11 protein-coding genes are annotated in these 11,579 nt (G+C 73.7%); 8 read left to right on the top strand and 3 right to left on the bottom strand.

The window, feature by feature from the left end; genetic code table 11:
• Positions 1–135: methionine adenosyltransferase domain-containing protein (locus ACZ42X_RS31900; protein WP_468297483.1), on the top strand; the 135-nt coding region annotated here is incomplete at its 5' end.
• Positions 136–198: 63 nt separating this feature from the next.
• Here the strand turns inward: ACZ42X_RS31900 and ACZ42X_RS31895 are convergent.
• A complete protein-coding gene (locus tag ACZ42X_RS31895) occupies positions 199–897 on the bottom strand; it encodes a hypothetical protein (RefSeq protein ID WP_468297470.1) in 699 nt (232 codons plus the stop codon).
• A gap of 60 nt (positions 898–957) precedes the next feature.
• Between ACZ42X_RS31895 and ACZ42X_RS31890 the strand changes: the two genes are divergently transcribed.
• The gene (locus ACZ42X_RS31890) at positions 958–3,111 is read left to right on the top strand and encodes a primosomal protein N' (protein WP_468297467.1); all 2,154 of its coding nucleotides are present in this window, start codon (positions 958–960) and stop codon (positions 3,109–3,111) included.
• Between the two features lie 162 nt (positions 3,112–3,273).
• Here ACZ42X_RS31890 and ACZ42X_RS31885 read toward each other — a convergent pair whose 3' ends face one another.
• Entirely contained in the window at positions 3,274–3,789 is a 516-nt protein-coding gene (locus ACZ42X_RS31885) for a hypothetical protein (RefSeq protein ID WP_468297464.1), read from the bottom strand.
• 233 nt (positions 3,790–4,022) lie between these two features.
• Here ACZ42X_RS31885 and fmt point away from each other — a divergent pair, with 233 nt between their 5' ends.
• The 6 genes from fmt (at position 4,023) to ACZ42X_RS31855 (ending at position 11,039) form a co-directional block, all read left to right on the top strand.
• Complete coding sequence (fmt, locus tag ACZ42X_RS31880; protein WP_468297462.1) at positions 4,023–4,964, top strand: methionyl-tRNA formyltransferase; 942 nt, start codon at positions 4,023–4,025, stop codon at positions 4,962–4,964.
• 72 nt (positions 4,965–5,036) lie between these two features.
• Positions 5,037–6,458 (top strand): RsmB/NOP family class I SAM-dependent RNA methyltransferase, encoded by a 1,422-nt coding sequence (locus ACZ42X_RS31875; protein WP_468297459.1) that lies wholly within the window; start codon positions 5,037–5,039, stop codon positions 6,456–6,458.
• Positions 6,459–6,566: 108 nt separating this feature from the next.
• Entirely contained in the window at positions 6,567–7,250 is a 684-nt protein-coding gene (gene rpe, locus ACZ42X_RS31870) for a ribulose-phosphate 3-epimerase (RefSeq protein ID WP_468297456.1), read from the top strand.
• A gap of 123 nt (positions 7,251–7,373) precedes the next feature.
• On the top strand, positions 7,374–8,387 hold the full coding sequence (locus ACZ42X_RS31865; RefSeq protein ID WP_468297481.1) for a sugar-binding transcriptional regulator: 1,014 nt from the start codon (positions 7,374–7,376) through the stop codon (positions 8,385–8,387).
• 167 nt (positions 8,388–8,554) lie between these two features.
• Positions 8,555–9,997 carry a GuaB1 family IMP dehydrogenase-related protein gene (locus ACZ42X_RS31860; protein WP_468297453.1) on the top strand — a complete coding sequence of 481 codons (1,443 nt, stop codon included), beginning with the start codon at positions 8,555–8,557 and terminating at the stop codon, positions 9,995–9,997.
• 193 nt (positions 9,998–10,190) lie between these two features.
• A complete protein-coding gene (locus ACZ42X_RS31855) occupies positions 10,191–11,039 on the top strand; it encodes an RNA polymerase sigma factor SigF (protein WP_468297450.1) in 849 nt (282 codons plus the stop codon).
• A 159-nt stretch (positions 11,040–11,198) separates the two neighbouring features.
• Here the strand turns inward: ACZ42X_RS31855 and ACZ42X_RS31850 are convergent, their stop codons facing one another.
• A complete protein-coding gene (locus ACZ42X_RS31850) occupies positions 11,199–11,558 on the bottom strand; it encodes an ATP-binding protein (protein WP_468297447.1) in 360 nt (119 codons plus the stop codon).
• Positions 11,559–11,579 lie beyond the last annotated feature (21 nt).

Genomic DNA, 11,579 nt, shown 5'->3' with positions numbered 1-11,579 from the left:
ATCCGCGACCTCGACCTGCTGCGCCCGATCTACTCCCAGACGGCCGCCTACGGCCACTTCGGCCGCGAGCTCCCCGACTTCACCTGGGAGCGCACGGACCGCGTCGACGCCCTGCGCACGGCCGCGGGCCTGTAAGCCCTTCGAAGAAGCACCCCGGAGTCCGGCCCCTCGTCGCGAGGGTGCCGGACTCCGGCGTTTTCAGGAGCCGGCCCGCGGATCGGCGGGGTAGCCGATGGTCGCGAGGTCGTCGGCCAGGTCGGCGAGGGTACGGTCCGGACGCAGGGCCCCGACCACCTCCTCGGTGAGCGGCCGCAGCGCCAGCACATGGCTTACGGCCGCCAGGTCGACCGGCACCTGGTGGCGTTCCACGGCGAACTCCCGGTACGCCTCGGCGGAGCGGTCCGTCAGGTGCTGGAAGAGGAGCGCCGCGCCGTCCGCGTCCTCGCCGTCGTTGTCGTTCTCCGGGAAGTCGATCGTGCCCGTGCGCCAGGCGTCGTCGCCGGCGGTCCGCCACAGGCAGGCCGTCACGACCGGGAACCCCTCGGCGTCGCAGAACGCGGGGTCCTCCAGATGGTGCCGGAAGACCTCCGGGACCTCGTCGACGACTCCGGGCCACACCGCGTCGTCGACGTACGGGCTCATCGGCGAGAAGTGGTCGAACCCCCGGATCCAGGCGCCGGCCGGGGAGAAGACGATGGCGTACTCGTCACCCCAGCCCGTGCTCATGGTGGCGAGCTCCTCGGTCGGGGACCAGCGCGCGTCGAAGGCGTACCGCCGGAAGCAGGGGTCGTCCGCGCGGATGATCGCCTCCAGCGTGGCGAGCGCGCGGCAGTGGTCGCGGAGCACGGGTATCGCGGGCAGCAGCCTCGCGGTGTCGTAGACGGTCACGCGCGTCATCCAAGCCCATGCCACTGACAGCGGCGGGCGTTGTCAGTGGGCTCTGGTAGGAATGGGGCTGTGAGCAGCGACAACGGGAAGCCGGAGGGCGGCGGTCGGGGGGCGGCCGAGCCGCCCGAGCAGCTCGCGCTCATACGCGAGACCGTGCGCAGGGCCAAGGTGCCGCGGGCCAAGCCGCGGACCTGGCGGGGGGCCGCGCTGGCCAAGGAGCTGCCCGTCGCGCGGGTGGTGGTCAACAAGGGCGTGCTCCACCTGGACCAGTTCTTCGACTACGCCGTGCCCGAGGAGCTCGACGCCGTCGCGCGGCCGGGTGTGCGGGTGCGGGTACGGTTCGGGGCCGGGTCCCATCAGGTGCGCGACGGGCGGCGCGAGGGCGGTCGGCTCATCGACGGGTTCCTCATCGAGCGGCGCGCCGAGTCCGACTACTCCGGGCCGCTCGCCGCGCTCGCCGACGTGGTCTCGCCCGAGCCGGTGCTGAGCGACGAGCTGCTGCGGCTCGCGCGGGCGGTGGCCGACCGGTACGCCGGGAGCCTCGCCGACGTGCTCCAGCTCGCGATCCCGCCGCGCAACGCCCGCGCAGAGGCCCGGTCGTCGCCCGCGCCGCTGCCGCCCCCGGCCCTGCCGGAGCCGGGGACCTGGGAGCGGTACGCGCAGGGCCCGGCGTTCCTGCGGGCGCTGGCCCAGGGGGACGCACCCCGGGCCGTGTGGAACGCGCTGCCCGGGCCCCACTGGGCGGATGAGCTCGCCCGCGCGGTGGCCGCCACCCTCGCCTCCGGGCGCGGCGCGCTCGTCGTGGTGCCCGACGGGCGGGCCGCCGCGCGGGTCGACGCGGCCCTGACGGTCGTGCTGGGGGAGGGGCGGCACGCGCTGCTCACCGCCGAGGCGGGCCCCGAGAAGCGGTACGCGCAGTGGCTCGCCGTGCGGCGCGGCGCCGTGCGCGCGGTCGTCGGGACACGCGCGGCGATGTTCGCGCCGGTCGCCGACCTCGGCCTCGTCGCCCTGTGGGACGACGGGGACGGAAGCCACAGCGAACCGCACGCGCCGTTGCCGCACGCCCGCGAGGTGCTGCTGCTGCGCGCCGCCCACGACAAGTGCGGCTTCCTGCTGGGCTCCACCAGCTGCACGGTGGAGGCCGCGCAGCTCGTCGAGACCGGCTGGGCCCGCCCCCTCCTGGCGCCCCGCGAGCAGGTGCGGGCCGCCGCACCACTCGTACGGACCGTGGGGGACGGGGAGCTGGCGCGCGACGAGGCCGCCCGCGCCGCGCGGCTGCCCTCGCTGGCCTGGCAGACCGTACGCGAGGGCTTGAAGACCGGCCCCGTGCTGGTGCAGGTGCCGCGCCGGGGCTACGTACCAAGGCTGGCGTGCGAGCGGTGCCGTACGCCCGCGCGCTGCCGGCACTGCGCGGGCCCGCTGGAGGCGCCCGAGCAGCGGGACCTGCGGTGCGGGTGGTGCGGGCGCGGCGCGCCGGACTGGAGTTGCCTGGAGTGCGGGGCGTTGCGGCTGCGCGCGCAGGTGGTGGGCGCGCGGCGTACGGCGGAGGAGCTGGGCCGGGCGTTCCCGGCGGTTCCGGTACGGACCTCGGGGCGCGACCACATCCTGGACACCGTGCCCGCGCGGCCCGCGCTGGTGGTGAGCACCCCGGGCGCCGAACCGGTCGCCGAGGGCGGTTACGCCGCGGCGTTGCTGCTCGACGGCTGGGCCATGCTCGGGCGGCCCGACCTGCGGGCGGGCGAGGAGGCGCTGCGGCGCTGGATCGACGCGGCCTCGCTCGTGCGCGGGCAGGCCGAGGGCGGCACCGTGGTGGTCGTGGCCGAGCCGACGCTGCGGCCGGTGCAGGCGCTGGTCCGCTGGGACCCGGTGGGACACGCCCAGCGGGAGCTCGCCGAGCGCGCGGAGCTGGGCTTCCCGCCGGTCTCGCGGATGGCGGCGGTGACGGGGCGCGCGGAGGCGGTGGCGGCGTTCCTGGCGGCGGCCGAGCTGCCGCACGAGACCGAGGTGCTGGGGCCGGTGCCACTGCCGCCCCCGCCACCCGGGGCCCCGAGGCGCCCCGGCGACCCCCCGCCCGGCGAGGTATGGGAGCGGGCGCTGCTGCGGGTGCCGCCGGGCAGCGGGGCGGCGCTGGCCGCCGCGCTGAAGGCGGCGCAGGCGGCCCGGCTGGCACGCGGTGGGGGCGATCCGGTACGGGTCCGGGTGGACCCGCCGGACATCGGGTGAGGGCCGCGGACACCGGCTGCGGCACGAGCGGCGTCGGCCCCCGCCCCGAGAGCCACGTCGGCCCCCGCCTCGCGAAGTCCGCGGGGGCGGGGGCCGGATGACCGGAGCGGCTGCTCGGCGGTGGGGTGGCTCAGCCGTTGCGCGGGTCAGCCGTTGGGTGGGTCAGCCGTTGCGCGGCGAGGGGAACGCGCTCGGGCGGGGCTCCTCGCGCAGCGAGCCGGCCGTCGGCTGGGGCGGCATCGAGCGGGCCGCGGGAACCGAGGGCACGACCGGCATCGTGCGGGTGGCGCCGGGCTCCGGGGCGCGGTCCTGCTCCGGCGCGGCCGGCTGGCGGCTGCGGGAGCCGTACCGGCGGTGGACCGCCTGCTTCGTGACCCCGAGCGCCGAGCCCACCGCGTCCCACGAGAACCCGAGCGAGCGGTCGAAGTCGACCGCCGCGGTGACCAGCGTCTCGACGCTGTCCCGCAGCTCCTGGGCGAGCCGGACGGTCGGGGCCGGGGCCCTGCCGTAGACGACGAAGCCCGTGGACGGGCCGGATCGCCGCGGGCGGTACACATTGCCCAGCTGGGCCGTGAGCGTGCGCAGTGCGTCCACCTGCCGGCGGACCCGCTCGATGTCCCGCACCAACAGGTGCAGGCTTGCCCGGGCTTGGGCGTCGTGGGTTGCGTGGTCGGCCATTTACAAGCCTCTCGAACCGGCGTTGAAAAGGGTCGGGCCGCACCGGGGGCACCGGGGCGGCCCGTTTCGGTCAATCTCTGCTTGACCAACGCTCCACCTGCGGTCGGGGTCACGCTGAAGAGGCGTATCCGCATATGCGCGGGGCGCACAGGGCTGCGTACGCCCCCCGCGGACACGACCTAGACTGGTGCGTTGCCCACCACCGCCTCCAACAGACAGGCAGTCAGCCACCGATGAAGCTCGTCTTCGCAGGCACCCCCGAGGTCGCCGTACCCGCCCTGGACGCCCTGATCGCCTCGGACCGGCACGAGGTGGCCGCCGTCGTCACCCGGCCCGACGCGCCCGCCGGGCGCGGGCGCCGCCTGGTCGCCAGCCCCGTCGCCCAGCGCGCCGAGGAGGAGGGCATCGAGGTCCTCAAGCCGGCCAGGCCCCGCGACGAGGCGTTCCAGGCGCGGTTGCGGGAGATCGCGCCGGACTGCTGCCCGGTCGTCGCCTACGGCGCGCTGCTGCCCAAGGCGGCGCTCGACATCCCCGCGCACGGCTGGGTCAACCTCCACTTCTCGCTGCTGCCGGCCTGGCGCGGCGCCGCGCCCGTACAGCACGCGATCATGGCCGGGGACGAGGTGACCGGCGCGTCGACGTTCCGGATCGAGGAGGGCCTGGACTCCGGACCGGTGTACGGGGTGATCACGGAGGAGGTACGGCCCACCGACACCAGCGGCGACCTGCTGACCCGCCTCGCCTTCGCCGGTGCCGGGCTGCTCGTGGCCACCATGGACGGCATCGAGGACGGCACCCTCAAGGCGGTGCCGCAGCCGGCCGAGGGCATCACCCTCGCCCCGAAGCTGACCGTCGAGGACGCGCACATCGACTGGGCGGCGCCCGCGCTCCGCGTCGACCGCGTCGTACGCGGCTGCACGCCCGCGCCCGGCGCCTGGACCGTCTTCCGCGACGAGCGGCTCAAGGTCGTCCAGGCGGCCCTCGTCCCGGACCGCACGGACCTCGCCCCCGGCGAGCTCGCGGCCGCCAAGAACAACGTGTACGTCGGCACCGGCTCCCACGCCGTCGAGCTGCTGTGGGTGCAGCCGCAGGGCAAGAAGCCGATGCGCGGCGCCGACTGGGCGCGGGGCGTGCGGATCGCCCCGGGCGAGAAGGTGGGCCCCGCGGCGGCGTAGGCTGAAAGGGGTCCGACCCGAGGGACCCAGCCTCACCGGAAAGCCTGAAAAGCCCGAAAAGCGGAGCACCTTTTGAGCGAGCAGTCCCGTCGCCGTCCGTCCAAGCCGTACCGCCGCCCCAAGAAGGACCCGGTACGCATGCTGGCCTTCGAAGCGCTGCGCGCGGTCGACGAGCGGGACGCGTACGCCAACCTCGTCCTCCCGCCGCTGCTGAAGAAGGCGCGCGAGAAGGAGGGGTTCGACGGGCGCGACGCGGCGCTCGCCACGGAGCTGGTGTACGGGACGCTGCGCCGGCAGGGCACGTACGACGCGATCATCGCGGCCTGCGTGGACCGGCCGCTGCGCGAGGTCGACCCGCCGGTCCTCGACGTGCTCTCGCTCGGGGCGCACCAGCTGCTGGGTACGCGCATCCCCACCCACGCGGCGGTCTCGGCGAGCGTGGAACTGGCGCGGGTGGTGCTGGGCGACGGGCGCGCCAAGTTCGTCAACGCCGTCCTGCGGAAGATCGCGCAGCACGACCTCGACGCCTGGCTGGAGCAGGTGGCCCCGCCGTACGACAAGGACGCCGAGGACCACCTGGCGGTCGTGCACTCGCACCCGCGCTGGGTCGTCTCGGCGCTCTGGGACGCGCTGGGCGGCGGCCGCGCCGGGATCGAGGACCTGCTGGAGGCCGACAACGAGCGGCCCGAGGTCACGCTGGTGGCCCGCCCGGGCCGCTCCACCACGGCCGAGCTGCTGGACGTGCTCGGCGACGAGGCGGGGCTGCCGGGGCGCTGGTCCCCGTACGCCGTGCGGCTCGCCGAGGGCGGCGAGCCGGGCGCGATCGACGCCGTGCGCGAGGGCCGCGCCGGGGTCCAGGACGAGGGCAGCCAGCTCGTCGCGATCGCCCTCGCCAACGCCCCGCTCGACGGCCCCGACGCGCGCTGGCTCGACGGCTGCGCGGGCCCCGGCGGCAAGGCGGCCCTGCTGGGCGCGCTGGCGGCGGAGCGCGGCGCCGCGCTGCTCGCCTCCGAGAAGCAGCCGCACCGCGCGCGCCTGGTGGACCGGGCGCTGACCGGGAACCCCGGCCCGTACCAGGTGATCGCCGCCGACGGCACGCGTCCGCCGTGGCGCCCCGGCTCCTTCGACCGCGTCCTCGTCGACGTGCCGTGCTCGGGCCTGGGCGCGCTGCGGCGCCGCCCCGAGGCGCGCTGGCGTCGGCGCCCGGAGGACCTCGACAGCTTCGCGCCGCTGCAACGTACCCTGCTCACCGAGGCGTTGAGGGCGGCGCGGGTCGGCGGTGTGGTCGGCTACGCCACCTGCTCGCCGCACCTGGCCGAGACCCGGATCGTCGTCGACGACGTCCTGAAGAAGCACGGCGGCGCCGAGCTCATCGACGCCAGGCCCCTGATGCCGGGCGTCCCGGCGCTCGGCGACGGCCCCGACGTACAGCTGTGGCCGCATCTGCACGGCACGGACGCGATGTACCTGGCGCTGCTGCGGCGTACGGCGTGACGGAGGGCGGGACGATTGCGCCGGGAATGCGGCTTGTGTGCCCGGTCTGCCGAGACCCGGTCGGGCATCGGGTAAAGGAAACCCCATGAGACGTGGCAGGCTTGGCTCATGGCACAGATCAACCCCAGCATCCTGTCCGCCGACTTCGCGCGTCTCGCCGAGGAGGCGAAGGCCGTGGAAGGCGCCGACTGGCTCCACGTCGACGTCATGGACAACCACTTCGTGCCCAACCTGACCCTGGGCGTTCCGGTCGTCGAGTCGCTGAGCCGGGCGACGGACACCCCGCTGGACTGCCATCTGATGATCGAGGACCCGGACCGCTGGGCCCCGCAGTACGTGGAGGCGGGCGCCGGGTCGGTCACCTTCCACGTGGAGGCGGCCGCCGCGCCGGTGCGGCTGGCGCGGGAGATCCGGGCCAAGGGGGCGCGGGCGTCGATGGCGCTGAAGCCCGCGACGCCGATCGAGCCGTACGAGGACCTGCTGCCCGAGCTCGACATGCTGCTGATCATGACGGTGGAGCCGGGCTTCGGGGGCCAGGCCTTCCTGGACATCATGCTGCCGAAGATCCGCCGCACCCGGGAGCTGATCTCCAAGCACGGCCTCCAGCTGTGGCTCCAGGTCGACGGCGGCGTCTCGGAGTCGACCATCGAGCGCTGCGCCGAGGCCGGCGCCGACGTCTTCGTCGCCGGTTCCGCGGTGTACGGCGCCGAGGACCCGGCCGCCGCCGTACGGGCGCTGCGCGACAGGGCGGAGCGGACCACCGCGTCCGCCGCCTGGGCCTGCGCCCACTGAGCCCGGTCCGGCTTGAGCAACGGCCCGGTGAACGCAAACCAACAGGACTGATCAAGGAACGCCGGATCTGCAAGGATGGCAATCCGGAGTGCGAACAGCAGTGAGGAGATCGCGGTGTCTGCAATGTCGGCGGGACGGCCAGCCCTGCGGATGGGACCCGCGGAGCTGGTGCAGGCGGCGGCCATGGCCCGCCGCTTCTACCTCGAGGGCAAATCCAAGATCCAGATCGCGGAGGAGTTCGGCGTAAGCCGCTTCAAGGTCGCCCGGGTCCTGGAGACCGCCCTGGAGCGTGATCTCGTACGGATCGAGATCCGCGTGCCCGCCGAGCTCGACGCGGAGCGCTCCGACGCGCTGCGCGCCCGCTACGGGCTGCGCCACGCGGTCGTCGTGGAGTCGCCGCCCGAGGGCGAGGACGAGTCGCCTGACCCGGAGAACCTCGGCGAGGTCGCCGCCGACCTGCTCGGCGAGCTGGTGAACGAGGGCGATGTCCTGGGCCTGGCCTGGGGCCGCTCCACCATCCACATGGCGGCCGCCCTCGACCGGCTGCCGCCCTGCACGGTCGTCCAGCTCACCGGGGTGTACGACGCCGGCACCGCCGAGCGCGGCTCGGTCGAGGCGGTACGCCGTGCCGCCCAGGTCTCGGGCGGCGAAGCGCACCCGATCTACGCGCCGATGCTGCTGCCCGACCCGGCGACCGCCGCCGCGCTGCGCAGCCAGACCGGCATCGCCCGCGCCTTCGAGTACTTCGACAAGGTGACGGTCGCCGCGGTCTCCATCGGCTCCTGGGAGCCGGGCATCTCCACCGTCCACGACATGCTCAGCGACGAGGAGCGCGCCCACTACGCCTCCCTCGGTGTCGCCGCCGAGATGTCCGCCCACCTCTTCGACACCCACGGCCGCCGCGTCGGCCGCGACCTCGGCGAGCGGTGCATCACGGTCGAGGCCGACCGGCTCCGCCGCATCCCCGAGGTGGTGGCCATCGCGGGCGGCCAGCGCAAGGCCGCGGCGATCGGCGCCGTCCTGCGCTCCGGGCTGGTCACCAGCCTGGTCACGGACACCTCGGCCGCCGACTACCTGCTCACGGAGTTCGCCCCCGGCCCGCGGCCGGCCCTGGACCGCGCCGACCCGGACGCGTAGCGGACGCACGGCGACGCTCTCGTAGGAAGCTACCAGTCCACCTGGCGTGGCCTGGAGCTTTCGCCTGGGGTCGATACCGGCGGCGCCATGGGACAATGAAGTACGTGCGTTTTCCCCCCGGCTGAAATGCCCGGGGGCCAACTCCGAACGACTGGGATGTTCAGCACGTGCGTTTCCTCAATGACCTGAAGCCGCCGTACGACCTCACGTACGACGACGTATTCATGGTGCCTAGCCGCTCGGCCGTGGGCTCCCGCCAGGGTGTCGACCTGTCCTCCCCCGACGGGACCGGGACCACGATCCCGCTGGTCGTCGCCAACATGACCGCGATCGCCGGCCGCCGGATGGCCGAGACCGTCGCCCGCCGCGGTGGCCTCGTCGTCATCCCGCAGGACATTCCGATCGAGGTCGTCACCGACGTCATCTCCTGGGTCAAGAGCCGCCACCACGTGCTCGACACCCCGATCGTCCTCGACCCGCACCAGACCGTCGCCGACGCGCTGTCGCTGCTGCCCAAGCGCGCGCACAACGCCGGTGTGGTCGTCGACGCCGACCAGCGCCCGATCGGTGTCGTCACCGACCAGGACCTGACCGGTGTGGACCGCTTCACGCAGCTCTCCGAGGTCATGTCCAAGGACCTGCTGCTCCTCGACGCGGACATCGACCCGCGCGAGGCGTTCAACACGCTGGACCACCACAACCGCCGCTACGCCCCCGCCGTGGACAAGGACGGCCGCCTCGCCGGCATCCTGACCCGCAAGGGTGCCCTGCGCGCGACCCTCTACAGCCCGGCCGTCGACGCCAAGGGCAAGCTGCGCATCGCCGCCGCCGTCGGCATCAACGGCGACGTGGCGGGCAAGGCCAAGCAGCTGCTCGACGCGGGCGTGGACACGCTCGTCATCGACACCGCGCACGGCCACCAGGAGTCCATGATCAGCGCGATCCGGACCGTACGCGGCCTGGACCCGCACGTCCCGATCGTCGCGGGCAACATCGTCGCCGCCGAGGGCGTGCGCGACCTGATCGAGGCCGGCGCGGACATCATCAAGGTCGGTGTGGGCCCCGGCGCCATGTGCACCACCCGCATGATGACCGGCGTGGGCCGCCCGCAGTTCTCCGCCGTGCTGGAGTGCGCCGCCGAGGCGAAGAAGTACGGCAAGCACGTCTGGGCCGACGGCGGTGTCCGCCACCCGCGTGACGTCGCCATGGCGCTCGCCGCCGGTGCGTCCAACGTCATGATCGGCTCCTGGTTCGCCGGTACGTACGAGTCCCCGGGCGACCTCCAGCAGGACGCCAACGGGCGCCTCTACAAGGAGTCGTTCGGCATGGCCTCCGCGCGCGCCGTCCGCAACCGCACGAGCGAGGAGTCCGCGTACGACCGGGCCCGCAAGGCGCTCTTCGAGGAGGGCATCTCCCACTCGCGCATGTTCCTCGACCCGACCCGTCCGGGCGTCGAGGACCTGATCGACTCGATCATCGCGGGCGTCCGCTCCTCCTGCACCTACGCCGGTGCCGGCTCCCTGGAGGAGTTCGCCGAGAAGGCCATCGTCGGCATCCAGAGCGCCGCCGGTTACGCCGAGGGCAAGCCGCTGCACGCCAGCTGGAGCTGACGCTCCGTCAATCGGCCGACCGTAACGGCCGGTGTGGCCCCCTGCGTCAAGAGGAAGGGGTCGTTTGCGCCGTCGGCGTAAGCGGCCCCTTTGGCTTTTCCAGGGCTTGACCGGATTCGGAGGCGTGCACTCGGGTTACCCGGGTACCCGGGCCTTGCGACCGTAGGAGACGAATAGGGAGGGTGCAGTGTCCATGGCGACCACGATCTCGACGGGGACCGACGCTCCGACGACCCAGCTGCCGGACGTGCCGAACCCCGGCGAGGTGGCTCCGAGGGACGCGAAGGAACTTTCGAAGCAGTTCTTCGAACGGCTGGCCGTGCTGGAGGAAGGCACGGAGGAGTACCAGTACGTTCGCAACACGCTCATCGAGCTCAACCTGTCCCTGGTCAAGTACGCGGCCACGCGCTTCCGCAGCCGCTCCGACCAGATGGAGGACATCATCCAGGTCGGCACCATCGGCCTGATCAAGGCCATCGACCGCTTCGAGCTGAGCCGCGAGGTCGAGTTCACGACCTTCGCCATGCCGTGCGTGGTCGGTGAGATCAAGCGCTTCTTCCGGGACACCAGCTGGTCGGTCCACGTGCCGCGCCGGCTCCAGGAGCTCCGCATCGACCTGGCCCGCGCCACCGACGTGCTGTTCCAGCAGCTCGACCGCTCGCCGACGCCCGCCGAGCTCGCCGCCCACCTGGGCATGGAGGAGGACGAGATCATCGAGGGTCTCGTCGCCGCCAACGGCTACTCGGCCGGCTCACTCGACCTGCCCCTGGACGACGCGGGGGACGCCAACGCCTCGGAGACCCTCGGCGACCGGCTGGGCGAGCCCGACAAGGAACTGGATCTCGTCGAGAACGTGCAGGCGCTCAAGCCGCTCATCGAGGAGTTCGACGAGCGCGACCGCGAGATCCTGCGGATGCGGTACGTGGAGGAGATGACGCAGTCCCAGATCGGCGCCGAACTGGGTGTGTCGCAGATGCATGTGTCGCGGTTGCTGGCGCGGATCACCGCACGGCTCCGGGAAGGCCTGCTGGCAGTGGAGTGAGGTGGAGTGGCGTGTAGGCTCCGGGCCCGAGCGGCTCGGAGCCTACGCGTGTGTGGCGTACCCGTCTGTGGCCTGCCCGTCTGTGGCCTACCTGTGTGTGTCTCAGAGCCGCGGTCCTTTCGGCAGGACCGCGGCGCTTTGCCAGGGGCACAGCGCTCGTCAGGGCCGCGCCCACACCGCCCGGACCGTCTTGCCGCCCGCGTGGCGCCAGACCTGCACCCGGCCGGCCAGGCTCAGCACCATGGGCCAGCCGAAGCCTCCGCCCCCGGCGAAGTCCGGCGCCCGCACCTCCGGGGCGCGGGTGCTTCCGTCGTCGAGTTCCACGCACAGTTCGTCGGCCTCGGCGCGCAGCCGTAGGCGCCACCACCCCTGGGTGTGGCGCATGGCGTTCGCCGTGAGCTCCGTCACGACGAGCTGTACGGCGTCCCAGTCGGCCCACGGGCAGTGCTCGGCCAGGAAACCGGCGGTCACGGTGCGGACCGAGGTGCTGTCGCCGGGCGGCGACTCCATGACATACATGGGCGGCTCCTCCTCGCGTCA

This window comes from Streptomyces sp. NPDC030862 (assembly GCF_055571835.1).
Note: the sequence above shows the minus strand (reverse complement) of the source record. Positions and strands in the feature narration are given on the sequence as shown.

Excerpts from the sequence above, each read along its gene's own strand:
- fmt (WP_468297462.1), top strand. The coding sequence starts at position 4,023 with ATGAAGCTCGTCTTCGCAGGCACCCCCGAGGTCGCCGTACCCGCCCTG.
- ACZ42X_RS31855 (WP_468297450.1), top strand. The coding sequence starts at position 10,191 with ATGGCGACCACGATCTCGACGGGGACCGACGCTCCGACGACCCAGCTG.
- ACZ42X_RS31895 (WP_468297470.1), bottom strand. The coding sequence starts at position 897 with ATGACGCGCGTGACCGTCTACGACACCGCGAGGCTGCTGCCCGCGATA.
- ACZ42X_RS31885 (WP_468297464.1), bottom strand. The coding sequence starts at position 3,789 with ATGGCCGACCACGCAACCCACGACGCCCAAGCCCGGGCAAGCCTGCAC.
- ACZ42X_RS31850 (WP_468297447.1), bottom strand. The coding sequence starts at position 11,558 with ATGTATGTCATGGAGTCGCCGCCCGGCGACAGCACCTCGGTCCGCACC.
- rpe (WP_468297456.1), top strand. The coding sequence starts at position 6,567 with ATGGCACAGATCAACCCCAGCATCCTGTCCGCCGACTTCGCGCGTCTC.
- ACZ42X_RS31865 (WP_468297481.1), top strand. The coding sequence starts at position 7,374 with ATGTCGGCGGGACGGCCAGCCCTGCGGATGGGACCCGCGGAGCTGGTG.